The sequence below is a fragment of the Caballeronia sp. KNU42 genome, from assembly GCF_053760385.1.
In genome coordinates, this window is sequence record NZ_CM132389.1 from 367,937 (window position 1) to 385,648 (window position 17,712).

General features: G+C 61.2%; 17 protein-coding genes. 1 reads left to right on the forward strand and 16 read right to left on the reverse strand.

The features are described from left to right. Window positions 1–14: 14 nt before the first annotated feature. From ACSOSP_RS20775 to ACSOSP_RS20830, 12 genes are all read right to left on the reverse strand, one after another. Entirely contained in the window at window positions 15–917 is a 903-nt protein-coding gene (locus ACSOSP_RS20775) for an SMP-30/gluconolactonase/LRE family protein (protein WP_455312791.1), read from the reverse strand. 15 nt (window positions 918–932) lie between these two features. After that, window positions 933–1,883, reverse strand: coding sequence for a 3-hydroxyacyl-CoA dehydrogenase (locus ACSOSP_RS20780; RefSeq protein ID WP_455312792.1), 951 nt, complete (start codon window positions 1,881–1,883; stop codon window positions 933–935). A gap of 18 nt (window positions 1,884–1,901) precedes the next feature. Further along, window positions 1,902–4,001, reverse strand: a complete 2,100-nt coding sequence (locus tag ACSOSP_RS20785) for an ABC transporter permease subunit (protein WP_455312793.1) — start codon at window positions 3,999–4,001, stop codon at window positions 1,902–1,904. A 51-nt stretch (window positions 4,002–4,052) separates the two neighbouring features. Then, window positions 4,053–5,597, reverse strand: a complete 1,545-nt coding sequence (locus ACSOSP_RS20790; RefSeq protein WP_455312794.1) for a sugar ABC transporter ATP-binding protein — start codon at window positions 5,595–5,597, stop codon at window positions 4,053–4,055. A gap of 17 nt (window positions 5,598–5,614) precedes the next feature. Further along, complete coding sequence (locus tag ACSOSP_RS20795; protein WP_455312796.1) at window positions 5,615–6,742, reverse strand: sugar ABC transporter substrate-binding protein; 1,128 nt, start codon at window positions 6,740–6,742, stop codon at window positions 5,615–5,617. 57 nt (window positions 6,743–6,799) lie between these two features. Next, complete coding sequence (locus ACSOSP_RS20800) at window positions 6,800–7,546, reverse strand: N-acyl homoserine lactonase family protein (RefSeq protein WP_455313738.1); 747 nt, start codon at window positions 7,544–7,546, stop codon at window positions 6,800–6,802. A gap of 79 nt (window positions 7,547–7,625) precedes the next feature. Continuing rightward, complete coding sequence (locus tag ACSOSP_RS20805) at window positions 7,626–8,558, reverse strand: 3-keto-5-aminohexanoate cleavage protein (protein WP_455312798.1); 933 nt, start codon at window positions 8,556–8,558, stop codon at window positions 7,626–7,628. Window positions 8,559–8,589: 31 nt separating this feature from the next. Continuing rightward, window positions 8,590–9,396: an SDR family oxidoreductase gene (locus tag ACSOSP_RS20810; RefSeq protein WP_455312799.1), complete on the reverse strand. Its 807-nt coding sequence runs from the start codon at window positions 9,394–9,396 to the stop codon at window positions 8,590–8,592. Between the two features lie 50 nt (window positions 9,397–9,446). Next, window positions 9,447–10,091 (reverse strand): GntR family transcriptional regulator, encoded by a 645-nt coding sequence (locus tag ACSOSP_RS20815; RefSeq protein ID WP_455313739.1) that lies wholly within the window; start codon window positions 10,089–10,091, stop codon window positions 9,447–9,449. Between the two features lie 348 nt (window positions 10,092–10,439). Next, window positions 10,440–10,784: a hypothetical protein gene (locus tag ACSOSP_RS20820; protein ID WP_455312800.1), complete on the reverse strand. Its 345-nt coding sequence runs from the start codon at window positions 10,782–10,784 to the stop codon at window positions 10,440–10,442. 59 nt (window positions 10,785–10,843) lie between these two features. Continuing rightward, the gene (locus ACSOSP_RS20825) at window positions 10,844–11,260 is read right to left on the reverse strand and encodes a universal stress protein (protein WP_455312801.1); all 417 of its coding nucleotides are present in this window, start codon (window positions 11,258–11,260) and stop codon (window positions 10,844–10,846) included. A gap of 94 nt (window positions 11,261–11,354) precedes the next feature. Beyond that, the gene (locus ACSOSP_RS20830; RefSeq protein ID WP_455312802.1) at window positions 11,355–11,954 is read right to left on the reverse strand and encodes a lytic transglycosylase domain-containing protein; all 600 of its coding nucleotides are present in this window, start codon (window positions 11,952–11,954) and stop codon (window positions 11,355–11,357) included. Window positions 11,955–12,204: 250 nt separating this feature from the next. Here ACSOSP_RS20830 and ACSOSP_RS20835 point away from each other — a divergent pair, with 250 nt between their 5' ends. Further along, entirely contained in the window at window positions 12,205–12,426 is a 222-nt protein-coding gene (locus tag ACSOSP_RS20835; protein ID WP_455312804.1) for a hypothetical protein, read from the forward strand. Between the two features lie 31 nt (window positions 12,427–12,457). Here ACSOSP_RS20835 and ACSOSP_RS20840 read toward each other — a convergent pair whose 3' ends face one another. The 4 genes from ACSOSP_RS20840 to kdpC form a co-directional block, all read right to left on the reverse strand. Beyond that, window positions 12,458–13,543 carry an IS630 family transposase gene (locus ACSOSP_RS20840; RefSeq protein WP_455312806.1) on the reverse strand — a complete coding sequence of 362 codons (1,086 nt, stop codon included), beginning with the start codon at window positions 13,541–13,543 and terminating at the stop codon, window positions 12,458–12,460. A 102-nt stretch (window positions 13,544–13,645) separates the two neighbouring features. Next, on the reverse strand, window positions 13,646–14,344 hold the full coding sequence (gene kdpE, locus ACSOSP_RS20845; RefSeq protein ID WP_455312808.1) for a two-component system response regulator KdpE: 699 nt from the start codon (window positions 14,342–14,344) through the stop codon (window positions 13,646–13,648). Beyond that, the gene (locus ACSOSP_RS20850) at window positions 14,341–17,118 is read right to left on the reverse strand and encodes a DUF4118 domain-containing protein (protein ID WP_455312809.1); all 2,778 of its coding nucleotides are present in this window, start codon (window positions 17,116–17,118) and stop codon (window positions 14,341–14,343) included. Before ACSOSP_RS20850 ends, kdpE begins: the two co-directional genes overlap by 4 nt. Further along, window positions 17,118–17,699: a potassium-transporting ATPase subunit KdpC gene (kdpC, locus tag ACSOSP_RS20855; RefSeq protein WP_455312811.1), complete on the reverse strand. Its 582-nt coding sequence runs from the start codon at window positions 17,697–17,699 to the stop codon at window positions 17,118–17,120. The genes ACSOSP_RS20850 and kdpC overlap by 1 nt, the downstream gene beginning before the upstream one ends. Window positions 17,700–17,712 lie beyond the last annotated feature (13 nt).

Consider the following 17,712-nt stretch of genomic DNA (forward strand, 5'->3'; position numbering starts at 1 on the left):
GCACACGGCCGCCCCTATCCTGCGAACCTGGGCTCGGGCAAACCTTTTACGCCCAGCCCGGTGATGGCGAACAAGCCGCCCTTGTCGCGCTCCTTCTGCGGAATGCCCCACATGGGCCGGCCCATGGTAGTGACAAACAAGATGTCCAGGTTCGGACCGCCGAACATCACGCTCGTCAGGTTGCGCACAGGAAACTCCACTACGCGATCAAGCTTGCCGTCTGGCGCAAATCGCAAGATCCGTCCGCCAAACACGAGCGCCGACCAGAGATAGCCCTCGGCATCGACCGTCGCGCCGTCGAACGTACCCGCCAGATCGTGTGCCGATGCAAACACCCGCCGGTTCGCCACCGCCCCGGTCTCGATGTCGTAGTCGTATGCGTACATCTTCCTGTCGTAGGAATCGGTGAAATAGAGGGTGCGGTTGTCCGGGCTCCAGCAAGGACCGTTCGAACACATGATGCCGCCATCCAGACGCGTCACCGCACCATCCGTATCCAGCCGATACAACCCGCCGCTGCGGGTCGGACGCTGGCCGCGATCGGCGTCATAGCGGTCGAAGTCATACGCCATCGTGCCGGCGATAAACCGCCCTCGCCGGTCCACCTTGCCGTCATTGAATCGCGTCTCGGGGTCGTCGCTCTCCGGGTCGGCAATGAGCTTGACCGATTGCGTCTCGAAGTCGTAGAAATGCAGGCCGTTCGCGAGCGCAACCACCGCACCGCCGCGCTCCCGCAACGCCATCGAACCAATGTGGCGCGGCACGAAATAGCGCCGTATGTCGCTGCCGTCGGCGCGGCAACTGCTGATTTCGGCAGCAGTGCTGTCGATCCAGTAGAGGCGCTGTTCCTTCACATCCCATAGCGGTCCCTCGCCGAGATGATTGTTGGCATCGACGATCAGGCGGGTTTCAATCATGGCTGTCTCCGGTTATCAACTGTTGTCGTCATCGGACTTCGACGTTGCGCGGCGATGCGCGAGCAACGCCATCAGCCGCCGGTCGCGCCAGTGGCTACGGTTTTCTATCTCGTCGAGCGGCAACGCCTCGCGACGCTCGGCATCGAGTCTTGCGATGCTGTCGGGCGACCAGTCGAACGGCACGCTGTCCTTCGTGAACGAGCGGTACATCGCGCCATAACGCGCGGCGTAATCCGTCACGCCGCCGGGCGCGTTCAGGTCAATGGTTTCAAACGGTCCCATGAACGACCAGCGCAGTCCGAGGCCGTCGCGCATCACGGTGTCGAGATCGGCGGCGCTTGCATAACCTCGTGCGTAGAGGCTCAATGCTTCGTCAAGCAGTACACCTTGCAGCCGGTTCAGCAGAAACCCCGGGATCTCGCGTGCAACGGTCACCGGCTGCTGACCAGCTTCTTCGTACAGCGCACGCGCACGGGCCAGCGTGTCCGGCGATGTCCACGGCGCCCCGCATAGCTCGACCAGCGGCACAAGCGAAGGCGGATTCACGGGGTGCGCCACAAGGCACCTCGCGCGGCCCTCCAGTCCTTCGGTGAACGTGGAGGCAGGCAAGCCGGAGGTCGAACTGGCCAGCAGCGTATCGGGACGTGTCAGCTTGTCGAGTTCGGCAAACAACGTGCGCTTGACCTCCACGATCTCCGCAATGTTCTCCTGGACCAGGTCGACATCGCTCACCGCGACCGCTAGCTGTTCACATGCCGTGATACGCGACACGATCTGTTCTTCCGGCTCGTCGATCAGCCCATATTCGGCGAAATCCGACACACTGCGGCGGATAGACGGAATCGCGCCGTCGAGCATCGCACGGTCGGCATCATGCAGCCTGACCTCGAAACCCGCACGCGCGAACACGATCGCCCACGCTCGGCCTATTCGTCCCGATCCAATCACTGCAATGCGTCTGGTCATGTGTTGCTCCATCGATGATCAAGCTTTTTTATCGCGCAACGTAATCACGGCAGCCAGTACGACAAGGCCGTTGATGATGTCGCGCACGGCCGGCGGCACCGTGGTGCCGGCGAGTAGCGTACCCAGCGCGGTCAGCAGCAACGCGCCGCCGAACACACCGAGATAATGACCCCGGCCGCCGGTGATCAACGCGCCGCCCACGACCACGACAGCAATGGACGGCAGCAGATAGGGATCGCCCATGCCGAGGAACGCCTGGCTGCTGAAGCCTGCAAGCAACAACCCCACAATGGCGGAACACAAACCCGAGAGGCAATACACCGCGATCAGGGTGGCGCCCACGCGTACGCCCGACAGCTTCGCCGCGACCTGCGAATTGCCGACCGCATAGATGCGTCGTCCGAACGCCGTGCGATGCAGAAGCAGTAACGCCAATGCAAGGAACAGCGGCACGCACCAAGCGGCAAGGGACAAGGGACCTACACGCCCGTTTGTGAAATTGCTGATCGCCGATGGTGCCCAGCCTTGCGGCGAACCGTTGCAATAGATCAGCGTGATGCCCTGCAGCAAGCCGTTCGCAGCGAGCGTGACCACGATCGGCGGCAAGCCCAGCACCACTACGCCCACACCATTGAACACGCCTACAGCCAAGCCCGCGCACAGCACCAGCGGCACGGCCCACGCCGCGGCTTCGTTGACGCCATGTGTCAGCCCGGTCAGCAACACGCCCGATAGCGTGATGAGCCAGGGCACGGAAAGATCGAGTCCGCCGGTCAGGATCACGGCGCCTTGCCCAAGCCCCAGAACAGCCAGGAACAAGGTCAGCGTCAGCAAGCTCGTATAGAAGTTGGCGCTCACGAGTACACCCGGCCCATAGACCAGGCCCGTGATCGCGACCACCGCGAAGAACAGCAGATACGCCGGCACGATGTACTTGACCCATTCGCGATTGCGTTCGATCCAGTCCCCCAGCACGCGCCCCTTGAGTTCCGTGTTTTCTATCGGACGGAAGTTCTCCACTTCGAACTTCACGCGCCGCGCGCCCTGGTCATTGCGTGCACGCGTTCCGGTGGTCCACGCGGTGAACCATCGTCCGGCGTAGCGCGCGCAATGATGCGCCGCCGACTGCTTGCCGACCGACGACCCGAGCACCGCCAGGATCAGGATCACCGCTTCAGCGATGGTCGTAAAAAACGCGGATACGTTGAGCACCAGCAGGATATTGACCGTGATCATCAGGGTCATCGCGGCGAACACCGTGCCCACGCAGCCGCCTCGACCGCCGCCTAGCCATGTGCCGCCCAGCACGACAGCCGTGAACATGGAGAGCAGCAACGGCCGGCCCACGAGCGGATCGGCGGAACCCGTCTGCGCCGATACATACAAGCCCGCTGCCGCGTAGAACATGCCGGCGAGCGCGTAGGTCGCGATCCGGTAGCCTCTGACAGGCATGCCGTTCGCATAGGCGCCGTCGGGATCACTGCCGAGCGCATAGAGGCCAACGCCGAAGCGCGTGCGTTTGACGAAGGTCCACACAAGCAGCGCGACGATCAGCACCGCCGCTGACATGGGGACTTTATCGGGCACGAGATCGGAGGTGATGAACGCGCCGAACTGATCGCCAATAGTTCCGCCCGGTTTGTTCTGGATCAGCAGCGTCAGGCCTTGCACCATGAACATGGTGGCAAGCGTAACCACGATCGACTGCAGCCGGAACCATGCGATCAACGCACCGTTGACGAGTCCGATGCCCCCGCCAATCGCAAGAATCAGCGCGACGCCTCCCCATTGTTCGATCGGCGTGCCCTGCACGAAGCGCACCGCGAGCACGTTGGACAACGAAACCACCGCCGACGCTGACAGATCGAAGCCACCGCTCAATACAACGATGGTCTGTCCAATCCCGGCGAGCGCAAGCGTCGTGCTGCTGGAGATCACCGAGCCGACGTCGTACAGCCCGACCGGCGTGGCGGACAGCGACACCCACGCGATCATCATCGCGAGCAGTGCGCCGATTGCGATGATCAAGCCACGATAATGATCCACACGCGCTCGAAAACCGACGTGCGCACCGGGCCGCACGACCTCGCTGTCGGGCGGCGCTATTGCAATTTTCATGATCGACCTCTGATTGCTTGAACTAGCCTCATACCGAACTTCATAAGCCCATCAAGTTGAAAGCATCTTGCGCATCACGTTCTCTTCGGTGAGCGTCTCGCCGGCCAGCTCCGCGACATTGCGCCCGCGATACACCACCGACACGCGGTCGCACACATTGACGAGTTCCGGCACGTCGGTGGAATAAAACAGTACTGAGCCGCCGGCCGCCGCGAACGCACGCATCAGCACGAAGATCTGGTGCTTGGTTCCCACGTCAACGCCGCGCGTGGGGTCGAACATGAGCCACACGCGGCTTTGCGTCAGCAGCCATTTCGCCATGGCGATCTTCTGCTGGTTACCGCCCGAGAAAGAAAGGCATGGCTTGTAGACCGCCCGCGGATTGACTTCCATTTGCGCGAGCGCCCGCTTGACGGCGGCCTGCTCGCGTTTCCTGTCGATCAGGCCGAAGCGCGAGAAGCGCTTGATGACCGGCAGCGAGATGTTCTCCCCACCCGGCAGCCGCAAGAACAAACCCTCGGTCTTGCGATCTTCCGGCAGGAAACTCGTCGATACCCCGGCCTTCAGCGAATCGGCGGTCGAGGTCAGCGTGACTGGTTTTCCATCGATCAGGATCTGACCCGCGTCGATAAACTCGGCTCCGAACAACGCCTCGAAAATCTCGCGCTGTCCCATGCCTTGCAGCGCTGCGACGCCATGCACTTCGCCTGCCTTCAACGTCAGGTCGAAGTCGTTGACCACGCCATCCACCTTGATGCCGCGGGCTTCCATCGCCGGGGTTTCCGAAGTTACCGGCGTGGCGATCTTCGGTGGATATTTGGCGTCCATCGAACGGCCGATCACGAGACGGATGACTTCGTCGTCCGAGATCGAATCGGTATTGAAAGCACCTACGTCACGGCCGTTTCTATACACCGTGAGGCTGTCGCAGAACTCGCGCACTTCCTGCATCCGGTGCGTGATGAACACAAAGGTCACCCCACGCGCCTTCAATTCCTCGATCCGTCGCGACAACCACGCAACGTCACGTCCGGAGAGCGCGGACGTGGGTTCATCGAGCAGCAGCACTTCAGGCTGGCGGACCAGCGCCTTCGCAATCTCGATCTTCTGGCGCACGGGTAACGCGAGATCGCGGATATAGGCGCCCGGGCGGATATCGCCCAGTTCGAGCTGTTCGAGCCATTGCGCGGCCTGCTTTTGTGATTCACGTTGCCGGATCCGGCCAAACCAGCCAGTCGGTTCGTAGGCCATCAACAGGTTCTGCGCGACGGTCAGGTCCCGCACCAGGGTCATCTCCTGGAACGCCGTCTGCACGCCCGCACGATGCGCATCCTTGGGACCGCGCATGTTCACGTTGCGGCCCATGATCGAGATGCTGCCCGCATCCGGCTGCATGAGACCTGACAACAGCTTGACGGTCGTCGACTTGCCGGCGCCGTTCTCGCCGAGCAACGCATGAACGGCGCCGCGCTTGACGCGGAACGACGCGTTGTCGAGCGCGACAGTAGCGCCGAACCGCTTGGTGACCTTCGAGAGATCGAGCGCCCAACCATGGCTGCCCGCGCTGCTCGCGTTTTCTGTCCCTGCACTCGACATGGCGTATTCCTCCACCCTTAGTCCGGCTTGCCGGTCAGCGCCGCATTGAAACCAACTTCAGTGGTCTCGGCCGAATAAATGTCCGCAAACCAGCCCGGCGGCACCTTGTCCGGCATGAACGCGGTGCATCCGTTCTTCAGTTCCTCGATGGAACCGGTCGCGCACAGTTTCGATTGCGACGTCAGGACCAGCGGCAGCTTGAGCGTCACGTGTGCCGGGAAGTCCTTGCCGTCGAGCTTGTCCACGGCCATCTTCAGCGCCAGCGCACCGGAATAAGGCGGCGAGCCATACGAGATGGACCGGTAGCCAATCGAGCGATAGCCCCCGTCGCCCTTCACCGTCCCGGGCGGCAGCATCTGCACGCGGTGCCCGTTCGACGATTCACCCGCGCACGGCTTCACCTTGTCGTCCGCTATGCCGGCTTCGAGCTGCATGGATGCCGCGGTGAAGCAGCCCACCTGCATCCATAAGCCGTCGATCTTGTCCCAGCTATTGGTGGCCAGGATCTTCGACAACTCCGTCTTGGCCGTTGCCTGACTCCACATGCCCGTGCCTTCCGCCACGATCTTGATCCCGGGATACTTCGCAAACACGGCCTTCGCGGCCTCGGTGCGCGCACGATCCACGGACGTGCCCGGCACGCCGTTGATCAGCACGATGTTGCCCTTGCCGTTGATGGTCTTCGCGAGCCATTCAGCAGTGACGGTACCGGCTTGCTTCTGGTCGATCGTCACGTTGTGGGCACACGGTTCGGTCACTTCGCCGTCATAGGCTGCCACCACCACGCCTTTGGAACAGGCGTTCTTGATGGCGCGATTCAACGCGGTCGGCGAGATCGGATAGATCACGATGGCCTTGGCGCCCGCCTGGACCATCGAGTTGATCTGCTGGATCTGCTTCTGGGCGTCGGTGCCGGCAACCTGTACTTCCAGGTCGACCTTGTCCTTCAGCCCCGGCGTGGCGGCCATCGCCTTGACCATGTTGGCGGCTTCGGTTTGCCAGTCATTGCCGACATAACTCATCGACAGGAAAATCTTGTATTTATCCGCCGCCGAGGCCGGTCCCGAGACGGCCAGCGTCGCGAGAAGCGCGGCGCCCAGCGCGAGCCGAGCTCCCCGACGGATGGTGTTCGTCAGTGCGTTCATGTCTTCCTCCGATTCTGCGTATGGTTATATGATTCGCTTCGTTCAACGCTCGTAGTACTAACCTTCCACGTGTTTCAGTCGTGCACTGGCGGGCAGTTCAATGCCCGCTGAACCCGCCACGACATTGGGGTCGTGGCCCGGAATAACAAAGTCGGCGATCTGCCGGATACGCTTAAGCGACGCCAGCTCGGCGGCCGTTTCATGGACAATCCCGACCGGCACCAGATCGACAATGTTTTCCATGCAGCTCGCGCAGTCGCCGGCAATCAGGACCACGCCATCGGCTGTATCGACGGCAACCGATTGATGCCCCGGCGTATGTCCCGGCGTTGGCACAACCCGCACGCCGGGCGCGATATCGGTGACACCGTGCACGAATTGCCATCGAAAATAGGCAAGCGGTTCACGGCCGATCAAGAACTCCTGATAGAACGTGGACTGCGTCGGCAAGGGCCGGCCCGCGTATTCCCACTCGCTTGCCTGGACTACGAAACGCGCGTTCTTGAAGAGCGTATTGCCGCCGGAATGGTCGTAGTGGAGGTGGGTATTGATGACGATATCCACGTCGTCCGCGTTCCAGCCCACATACTCTTTCAGCGCACGTTGAAGCCGCTCTTCCGGCGCCTGCTCACACGGACAGATGAAGCTCGACACCCAGCCCGGATCGTGAATCCCGGTATCGACCACAATCTTCTTGTCGCCGCCTACAATCGCCGTCGACCACACCGGGACCTTGATCTGCTGGCCATAGTAGCGGCCATAGATCTGCGATGAACGGTCGACAGTCAGCCAGCCCGTAGGCATTGCCACGACCTTGAGTTTCGACACAGCCACGATGGTCTCCACTGCCAAAGGTTGAAGGAGTTGCGTCCTTTAAGACACTTCAGAAATTCGTGTTGTCCGCGCCCTTGAGTCCGAGCATTGCACGCGCCTCGTCCGGAGTCGCAATATCCAGGGATAGGCCTTCGATCACCTGCCGAATCTTCACGACCTGCGCAGCGCTGGATTCAGCCAGCTTGCCCGCCTCAATCCACAGCGAATCTTCCAGCCCGACCCGCACGTTCGATCCCTGCGCCACGCCGAGCGTCGCCAGCGGAATCTGGTTGCGTCCGGCACCGAGGATCGACCAGACATAGTCGCTTCCGAACAGACGGTCGGCAGTGCGCCGCATGTGCATCAGGTCTTCCGGATGTGGCCCGATGCCGCCAAGCAGACCGAATACGCTCTGCACGAAGAACGGCGGTTTCGCGAGTCCTCGGTCAACGAAATGCGCGAGGTTGTACAAGTGCGAGATGTCATAGCATTCGTACTCGAAGCGCGTACCGTTCGCGCCGCATGACGTGAGGATGTATTCGATGTCCTTGAACGTGTTCTTGAAGATCAGGTCGCGACTATTCGCCAGATGCTGGCGCTCCCAGTCGTGCTTGAATTCCTTGAAGCGGTCGAGCATGGGATAGAGGCCGAAATTCATCGAGCCCATGTTCAGCGACGCCACCTCCGGCTTGAAATGGTGAGCCGGCTTTAGCCGCTCCTCCACCGTCATGTGCGGGCTGCCGCCGCTCGTGATGTTGATCACCGCATCGGTTTCAGCCTTGATACGCGGCAGGAATTGCTGGAACACGGCGGGATCTTGCGTGGGCTTGCCGTCGTTGGGATCGCGTGCATGGAGGTGCAGGATTGCCGCGCCCTCTCGGGCGGCAGCGAGTGCCGCGTCGCCGATCTCTTGCGGGGTAACCGGCAGATACGGTGACATCGACGGAGTGTGAATCGCGCCCGTGGGTGCACAGGTAATAATAACTTTACGCTTCGTTGTCATGCTGTAAGCCCTCGTCGGATAAGAAAAGCGTTCAGAGCACTTCGACGTTGCCGCACACGGAAATTGCCTGCCCCGAGATGCCGCTGCCGCCCGGTGAACACAGGAACAGCGCGGTCGCCGCCACTTCTTCCGGCGTGGTCATGCGGCGCAGGGAAATTTTCGCGAGGTACTCTTTTTCCATCTGCTCGTAGGAAAGACCCAACTGCTGGGCCCGCGCGGAGATCACCCGTTCAATGCGCGGCCCTTTCACAATGCCTGGCTGGATGGCATTGACGCGAATGTTGTCCGGTCCCAGTTCGATGGCAAGGCTCTTCGTCAGACCGACGACCGCCCATTTGGTGGCTGAGTACGGCGTGCGGTACGCGTATCCGAGCCGGCCCGCCACCGATGACAACGCAATGATCGACCCTCCGTCGCGCGCCTGGCGCAGCAGGGGCACCGCACGACGTGCGAAGTAGAACTGAGCATTGAGGTTCACGTCGACGGTCTGTTCCCAGTCACCCGTGTCCATCTCGTCAATACCGCCCGTGGGACCCGCGATCCCCGCGTTATTGATCAGTACGTCGAGGCCGCCGAGCTGCGCGTCCACGTCGTCGAATACACGGTCTACCGCCGCACGGTCCGACACATCCGCGAGCGTGTACGTGATCGCATTCATCTCTGCGCTTTGCTCGGCTTCGTTGAGCTCGTCGATAGCTTGCCGGCTCGAGTCGCAGACATGCACGCGCGACCCGGCGTCGACGAAAGCACGCGCGATCACAAGACCGATACCCGACGCGCCGCCCGTGACCAGCACGCGCAGCCCTGCGTGCGGTTTCAACATCTGTAGAACCGACATGTTTGTCTCCGTTGTTTTTTTGGTGCAGCTCACAGGCTTAAGTCACAACCTCAGGCCCTGGCCGCTTCCCTGCTCTGCAAGCGTTCCCGCAAGTCCGCAGCGGCGCCGCCGATGTCCTCCTCGATGCCCGCGCGCGCGCCTTCACCGTCACGCTTCCAGAGGGCATCCACAATCTTGCGGTGCGCCGCCATCGACAACCTCATATGCGGGATGTCCGGCGCTACAAGGTTCAGGAACGGGCCAATACGCATCCAGAGATTCTGGATCGTGGCGAGCGTCAGGTCGCTTGCGCCATGCGTGTAGATTGCTATATGGAATTCGAAATTACTGCGCAGGTACGCGGGGACATCCCCGGCTTCCACGTGCGCATCCATGGTGTCGAACACGGCTTGCAGCGCGTTCAAATGTTCCTTGCTCATCCGCGATGCCGCCCGCTTTGCCACGCAGCCTTCAAGGGCGATGCGCACGTCGCGCAGTTCTTCGAGCAGGTCGAGCGTCATGGGCGGCACCATCAGTGCGCGGCCCGGACCGTCGATCAACGCGCCCTCGGCTTGCAGCCTTGTTAGCGCGGCGCGCACCGGCATGGTCGATGAGCCGACTGCTTCGGCCACCCCGCGCAAGCTCAGCGCCTGGCCGGGTGCAAAGCGCCCTGTCATGATCGCCTCGCGCAGCTGGGCGTAGACGCGCCCCGCCATGGTCTCGCGCGCCACCAACTCGAGCGGCAGCGCGTCCGTGCTCGTTTCACGTGTTGCCAATTAAACAACTCCTTACGAGATGTGTGACCTGTGATCACACCGTAGGAAGAAGTTTGATTCCGATGCGGTTGTTAGTCAACCTTCGAGTCGTAGGGGAAAACGCGACTGGGGCGGCGGCGGCTTGAGTCTGACGCGCACCTGCTGCGAATGAGCGTGACGATTATCGAGCAGCCGGACAGCCCGCAAACATGGGAGGAACTGGTAGCGGCAGCGACGTGGTCGGTGCGGACCGCGCGTCGTCAGGGTCCAGAAGGGTCCGGAAAGGGCCGGCGCTGTCAGCCGGGCCGCTTAAAGTCCCACCGCAGCCGGATTCATTTCGATGTGCAGCACCACCAGCCACAACTTCGGACAATCGGGCGCGATCTTGAGCGCCGGGTTGGTCTTGTCCACGGGCGTGATACAGCCCTTCTCGCGCGCCAGCAAATACGCGCGCCTTGCATCTGACTGCAGCCATATGCTCACGAGACCGCACGTCAGGAAACTGAAAATGGTCGTGATGAGTGTGGGAGCACTCGGGTCCAACTGCTGCACCACATAGGCAAACAGGGTAGTCAGCACCTGGTTCGCCACGATAGCGACGCATACCACCTTCGCCGTGCCTCTGATCCGCATGGCCGTATGAAGCTTCAACACGATTTGTGTACTCTTGACTGAACGCTGATGAATGTTGGTTGGCTTATCGTTACGCTTACCTAATGAACCATCGTCACCGGTGTTTGCATGCTCCGCCACAGCTTGTTCATCACCCACCAGCGGGTAAGAAAGCCCAGGTGACTGGCATCGACCAGGACTATGTCCGAGCGTTTCTCAGCCGCACGCGCTGCGATGGTTCCCGCCATAGGCCCGAATACCCGCGACCAATGATAAGGCACGCCCGCATCGTCCAGGATCGCGCGGGTCTGGCTGAGCGCGCTCAGCATTGCGCGCTTTTCCTGCAAGCGCAACGCACTACGGGAATGAAACGCACTGACGCGCCCCTGGTCCGGAGGCTCGAGCACCTCCATCAACTCGACCTCGGACACGCAGTGCTCGGCGAAAAGAAATGCAGCATGCCGTGCGGCCTGAAGTGCGCCTTCCTTGCTTATCACCGGTATCAGTACCCGTAACATGAGCATCCCCGTTTCATCTGTCACTACAACTTGATTACAGCAGGTCCCGTGTTAAACCCGAGCAGAGTTTCGGGCCCGCCGTGTAAAAATTGTGTCAAGGCGACCCTGCAAGCGCGACCTTGGAGGCATCGTCAGAAGGCGTGTGCAGACTGGCCGAGAACTGCTTCATGCGAAAAGCCACGCGTTGGGCGTATCCCTTGCCGCCGCCGCTGTATCGTTTGAGCGCGACGCCCAAGTCGCCGCCCGACGCATCGAGATACTCACGCAGGATCGAAGAACCTATCCGCACATTCTCGGCGGGCTCGGTCATATCGTTGCCCGATGCAAATACCTGCGGATGCGCTGCCGGGAGGATCTGCATCAGCCCCTGTGCGCCGGCAACGCTGACCGCCTGCCGGTCGAACCCCGACTCGGTTGCAATGACCGCGAGCAATAGTGCAGGTGACATTGCATATTCGTTTGCCGCGCTGATGACCGCGCGCGCAATCAGCGTGGCCTCCTGCCGGGCCACTCGGAACTGCCGCCATAACACGCTCGCTACATCGGCCACCTGCGGCGATTCGCTGGATGAGGCTTCGATACTTGCCGGTATTTTCCCGTCAGGCACCGGCCGGTCATTGGTTGCATCGGTTGCATCGGCTGCGTATGCCGCGCTTGCGGCCATGAACGAAAATGCGCAGAGGGCAAGTTTCACCCGCGAGTGTCGTCTTGATGTCTTTAACTTGTTCTCATGCATCACGGTCCCTTCTCGTTTGCTTCCGGGAAGGCTACGCCGCGCGGCGTATCGATCGGGATAAAAGCTGACGATGCCGTATCAAGAACACGTCAAGAAGTGAGCGCTCAGCACCAATTTGATGAAAGCTATACGCTCTCCTATGCTATTTAAACACCGTCATTGCACGAGCCGGGCGACACTTTTGGTCTCCCTCAAGAGAGTCGACACCATGCACGCCCTGATGTTCTGGAAGCGCACTCCCGGACAAAACCAGCCGGATAACAAAGGCACACGATCGAACATCGCTGGACAACAAACGCGTCGGCGAACGCTGCTCGCCGTATCGCTGGGCGGTACGGTGGTTGCAGCGATCGCCATAACTTTGGGGCTGCCCGCGACCGGTCTGGCGGTTTACATCGCGGCTACGCTGCCGTTTGCGCTTTTCCCTTAAGCAGCGTTTGCGTCGCTAATGGTGCGCAGCGCTAGTGTCCTGAGTTAGAGATTCGCAAACAAAATCGTTCGATGCTGGCCATGATGTCGTCAGCAGATTTTGTCCACATGAAGGGCTGCGGCTCAGCGTTGTAGATGTCGAGATAGTGGCGAATCGCGTCTTCCAACTGGCGTGTTGAACGATGGGTTCCGCGCCGGATTTGTTTTTCAGTCAGTGTGGCGAACCAGCGCTCCACCTGATTAAGCCAAGAAGCCGATGTTGGAGTGAAATGGATATGAAAACGCGGATGACGAGCAAACCAGGCGCGCACGGTCGGTGTCTTGTGAGTCCCATAGTTGTCCATCACCAAATGCACGTCCAATTGAGGAGGAACGTTGGCTTCGATCGTACGCAGGAACTTCAGGAACTCAGTGCCGCGATGGCGCCGATGCAATTGGCCGATGACTTCTCCGGTGGCGATATCCAGGGCCGCGAACAACGTCGTAGTGCCATGGCGTTCGTAATCGTGCGTACGGCGCTCGGCTATGCCGGGGGCCAACGGCAGAATCGGTTGAGTCCGGTCCAGTGCTTGAATCTGGCTCTTCTCGTCCACACACAACACCATGGCCTTGGTCGGCGGATCGAGATACAAACCGACGATGTCACGCGTCTTGGCAACGAACTGCGGATCGGTGGACAGCTTGAAGGTTTCCTGACGATGAGGCTGCAGGCCAAACGCACGCCAGATCCGACTCACCGCCGTCTGCGACAGACCACTTTCGCGCGCCATGGTGCGCGTGCTCCAATGTGTCGCTTTGGTCGGTTGTTCTTCCAGCGTCTTGGCAATGAGTGCATCGACCCGAGCATCATCAATGGTGCGTGGCGCGCCTGGCCGGGGTGCGTCGAGCAATCCATCGAGTCGCTGCTTGAGAAAGCGCGCACGCCATTTCGTTACCGTCTGCGGCGTGACACCAAGCGTGTCGGCTACGACTTTGTTGCTGATGCCGCTGGCGCAGTTCAAAACGATGCGCGAGCGCAGGGCGAGCGCCTGAGCTGTCTTGCGCCGACGCGACCAGGCCTGCAACTGCTCACGTTCCGATTCACTCAACACCAACTCCGCTTTCGGTCGACCTCTCATCGCGCCTCCGTCGTATCGAACCAACTATACGACGGACAATGCGGCGATCGAAAAATTCCATGAATTTCTAACTCAGGACACTAGCGCACCATTAGCGACGCGCTACTGCGCACCCACAAGCCGGTAGCCAACCCCCGTCTCCGTCAAGATATGAACCGGCTGCGCCGGATCAAGCTCCAGCTTATGGCGCAGATGACCCATATAAACCCGCAGGTAATGCTGGTTCTCCACATAAGCCGGTCCCCATACTTCGCGCAGCAATTGCTGATGCGTGATCACTCGCCCGGCATGACGCACCAGCGTAGTCAGCAGCCTGTATTCGATCGGCGTGAGATGAATCACCGCACCGTCACGCGTAACGCGCCTCTCCGACAGATCCACCGATACCAGCCCAAACCGGACCTGCGGTGTCTCCTGCTGCCCGCCGCGATTACGTCGCCTCAGTTGCGCACGGATTCGCGCGAGCAGCTCCGACACACCAAAGGGCTTCGTCAGATAGTCGTCCGCTCCCGCATCCAGCGCAGCAACCTTCGCGTCTTCGTGGGTGCGTGCCGAGAGCACGATCAACGGTTGTTCGGTCCAGGTACGCAGTTCGCGAATCACATCGATACCGTCGGTGTCCGGCAAGCCTAAATCAATAACGATCAGATCCGGCAGCCGAAAAGCGGCTTCGCGCAAACCCTGTTGCCCGGTTTCGGCTTCGAACACAGTCATGCCCTGCGCTTCAAGCGTGCTTCTTACGAAACGGCGAATCTGCTTGTCGTCTTCTATGACGACAATGGTCAACGTAGGCTCGCTCATGGCGCATCCGTCTGCAAGTCGCCATCCTCCTCAGGAAGTGTCTCGAAAGGTGGCGCCTGATCAGCCGGCAACGTGAACCAGAACCTTGCGCCCAACACCTTCCCTTCACCATCCACCCTGTTCTCAGCGCCTATCTTTCCGCCATGCGCTTCCACGATCGCCCGGCAGATTGCGAGACCCAGGCCAATCCCCGGCATGGCGGATTCCTTCTCTCCGCGCGTGAATTTATCGAAGAGCGTTTGCTGTATGCCCGCAGGCAGGCCCGGGCCGTTATCGTCGACGCAGACCCTCACGTAGCGCTCGCCCGAAAGCTGCTCGACCGCTGCGTGGATCGACAGCGATGAATCGCGCGGCGTGTATTTCGCGGCGTTTTCGAACAGGTTGGCGAGCAGCCGTTCCATCAGGACCGCGTCCAGCTGGATCAACGGAAGATCGGCTGGAACGCGAACCTGCACCGTGTGCCCGGCGAGCGTGCGCCGGCATACGGCCAGCGCCGCGCCCACCACCTCTTCCAGCATCAACCACTGCCGGTTCAAACGGATGCTGCCCGCCTGGAGCCGGGCCATGTCGAGCAGGTTCGTCACCAGCCCGCTCATGCGCAGCGCTTCCTCGTGGATCGCGTGAACCAGCTCGCGGGCGCTGTCGGGCGAGCCGTTGGGAATGCGTTGCTGCTCCTCCAGCACCGAAGCGAATCCGACGATCGAGGTCAGCGGCGTGCGCAGGTCGTGCGAGATGGCCGACAACAGCGAGTTGCGCATGCGCTCCGACTCCATGTTGACCAGCGCATCCTGCGCGATCTCGACGTAGTGGACACGCTCAAGCGCGAGCGCGATCTGGGAAGCGAAGGTGTCGATCATGCGTTGCTGTTCAGGGACCGCCAGCTCGGCTGCGTGAGCGGTGATGATAGCCAGGACACCGCGTGTACGCATGGGCGCCTTGAGCGGCAGATACAGAGCATTGCTGGCCGGCAGCGTGTCCGTGCCGCGTCCTGCCGGTTTTTGTTGGTCGTATACCCATTGGCCGATGTCGAGGTCGAGACTGGCGGCATCGAGCGTGAATTGCGGATTCGGATCGTCGACTTTTTGACGGATCTTTTCCGCGCTGTCGGGCAGCAGGATCGCGACCTTGGCCTGGAAGATCTCGCCTACGTGACGAGTACCAATTTCGATGATCTGTTCGGTCATCAGCGCGCCGCCCAGTTCGCGCGTCATGGCGTACATAGCGCCCGTGCGCCGCTCGCGTAGCGAGGCTACCCGCGCCTGACGCCGAAGATTCGACGTCAGGTGGCTGATCGTGAGCGAGGTCAGCAACATCACGAAGAAGGTCAGCAAGTACTGCGTATCTGAAACGGAAAAGGAAAATTGCGGCGGCACAAAGAAGAAATCGAACGCCGCGACGCTCACAAACGAAAGCAGTACGCCAGGACCCCGTCCGAGCCGGACCGCGGCAAAGACGACCCCGAGCAAATACAACATCACGAGGTTCGTGAGGTCGATATGACGCGACAGCAAGCTCGCCAGCGCGGTGATTGCAACACCGATTGCAGCCGCATAAAAATATGCGTTGGGCGATGAGCGGGCTTCGTTGCGGACAGCCGCGAACACCGGCTTGCTTGCATCACGCTCGCGGCCTTCCTTTGCTGCTTTCACGCCCACCAGCGTCACGTCGATATCGTGTGCATGGTGCACCAGCGCTTCGGCAACGGGTCGGTCAAACACACGCCGCCAGCCGGGCGCGTCCGACGCGCCCGCCACGATCTTGGACACGTTGCGCATGCGCGCGTACGCGACCAGCGTGGCGGCCGCGTCGGCGCCGTCGAGGGTCACTGTCTCTGCACCCAGCTCGGACGCAAGCTTGAGCGCATCCAGGGTGCGTTTGCGCCATGCGTCAGGCAAGCGCTGCAGCTTCGGCGTTTCAACATAGACCGCGAGCCAGTCCGCCTTGAGGCTCGCAGCAAGACGCGCGGCGGAGCGCACCAGCGTGGCGCTTTCAGGCCCGGGCCCGATGCACGCGATCAGTCGCTCACGGGCCTGCCAGATCCGGCTAATGGACTGATCGGCACGATACTCGCGCATCTGCGCGTCTACACGATCAGCAGTCCGACGCAGCGCCAGTTCGCGCAACGCAATCAGGTTCCCTTTGCGGAAAAAATTCTTGACCGCGTTTGCCGCTTGCTGCGGCATATAAACCTTTCCGTCCCTCAACCGGTCGAGCAACTCTTCGGCCGGCAGGTCCACGAGCGTGACTTCATCGGCGAGATCGAACACGCGGTCAGGCACGGTTTCCCATACGCGAATACCCGTGATCTGCCCGACGATATCGTTCAGGCTCTCAAGATGCTGGACGTTGACGGTTGTGTACACGTCAATACCGGCATCGAGCAACTCGTACACGTCCTGCCACCGTTTAAGGTGACGTGCGCCCTGCACGTTCGAATGCGCGAGCTCGTCGACAAGGATCAGTTGCGGCTTGCGTGCAAGCGCGGCGTCGAGGTCGAATTCCGGCAGCTTGCGGCCGCGGTATTCATACAGCGTCAGCGGTACGGCGTCCAGCCCTTCCACCAGCGCAAGCGTTTCCTTGCGGCCGTGTGTCTCGACAATCCCGACGACCGTATCGATCCCTTCCTCACGGCGACGGTGCCCGGCCTGCAACATGGCATAGGTCTTCCCCACACCGGCCGATGCGCCGAAGAAAATCTTCAGCCTGCCACGCTGCTTTTTCTCCTCGTCACGCTGGATCTTGTCGAGCAGCTCGTCGGGATCGGGCCGGTCCATCAGCTTGCGGGCTTCATGTTGTCAAGCGCCAGGTTCAGCTTCAGCACGTTCACGCGCGGCTCGCCGAGAATGCCGAACTGACGGCCGACCGTTGCCTGTTGAACCAGCGCATCGACATCGTTGTGCGAGAGCTTGCGGGCCTTCGCAACACGGTCGATCTGATAGGCGGCGGCAGCCGGGCTGATCTCGGGGTCCAGTCCGCTGCCTGACGATGTGACCAGGTCGACCGGGATCGGCGCCGTATTCGTCGGGTCCGCATCGTGCAAGGCGCTGATGCGTCCTTTCACTTCATCGGCGAGCGCCGGGTTCGTCGGGCCAAGGTTCGAAGCGCTCGAACCTTGCGGGTTATACGGGTTCGGCGACGTGGCCGACAGACGGCCCCAGAAGTAGCCGGGGGCATCGAATTGCTGGCCCAGCAGTTCCGAGCCGATCAGCTTGCCGTCCTTCTCGATCAGGCTGCCGTTTGCCTGGCTCGCAAAGGCTGCATGCGAGACGGCGGTGACCACGATCGGATAAACCAGTCCGGTCACCACAGTCAATGCCGCGAACAGCACGAGCACGGGACGAAGGATATTTTTCATGATGATTCAATCC

Coding starts and splice junctions, on each gene's coding strand:
- ACSOSP_RS20775 (WP_455312791.1), bottom strand. CDS start 917: ATGATTGAAACCCGCCTGATCGTCGATGCCAACAATCATCTCGGCGAG.
- ACSOSP_RS20780 (WP_455312792.1), bottom strand. CDS start 1,883: ATGACCAGACGCATTGCAGTGATTGGATCGGGACGAATAGGCCGAGCG.
- ACSOSP_RS20785 (WP_455312793.1), bottom strand. CDS start 4,001: ATGAAAATTGCAATAGCGCCGCCCGACAGCGAGGTCGTGCGGCCCGGT.
- ACSOSP_RS20790 (WP_455312794.1), bottom strand. CDS start 5,597: ATGTCGAGTGCAGGGACAGAAAACGCGAGCAGCGCGGGCAGCCATGGT.
- ACSOSP_RS20795 (WP_455312796.1), bottom strand. CDS start 6,742: ATGAACGCACTGACGAACACCATCCGTCGGGGAGCTCGGCTCGCGCTG.
- ACSOSP_RS20800 (WP_455313738.1), bottom strand. CDS start 7,546: ATGCCTACGGGCTGGCTGACTGTCGACCGTTCATCGCAGATCTATGGC.
- ACSOSP_RS20805 (WP_455312798.1), bottom strand. CDS start 8,558: ATGACAACGAAGCGTAAAGTTATTATTACCTGTGCACCCACGGGCGCG.
- ACSOSP_RS20810 (WP_455312799.1), bottom strand. CDS start 9,396: ATGTCGGTTCTACAGATGTTGAAACCGCACGCAGGGCTGCGCGTGCTG.
- ACSOSP_RS20815 (WP_455313739.1), bottom strand. CDS start 10,091: ATGGCGGGGCGCGTCTACGCCCAGCTGCGCGAGGCGATCATGACAGGG.
- ACSOSP_RS20825 (WP_455312801.1), bottom strand. CDS start 11,260: ATGTTACGGGTACTGATACCGGTGATAAGCAAGGAAGGCGCACTTCAG.
- ACSOSP_RS20835 (WP_455312804.1), top strand. CDS start 12,205: ATGCACGCCCTGATGTTCTGGAAGCGCACTCCCGGACAAAACCAGCCG.
- ACSOSP_RS20840 (WP_455312806.1), bottom strand. CDS start 13,543: ATGAGAGGTCGACCGAAAGCGGAGTTGGTGTTGAGTGAATCGGAACGT.
- kdpE (WP_455312808.1), bottom strand. CDS start 14,344: ATGAGCGAGCCTACGTTGACCATTGTCGTCATAGAAGACGACAAGCAG.
- ACSOSP_RS20850 (WP_455312809.1), bottom strand. CDS start 17,118: ATGGACCGGCCCGATCCCGACGAGCTGCTCGACAAGATCCAGCGTGAC.
- kdpC (WP_455312811.1), bottom strand. CDS start 17,699: ATGAAAAATATCCTTCGTCCCGTGCTCGTGCTGTTCGCGGCATTGACT.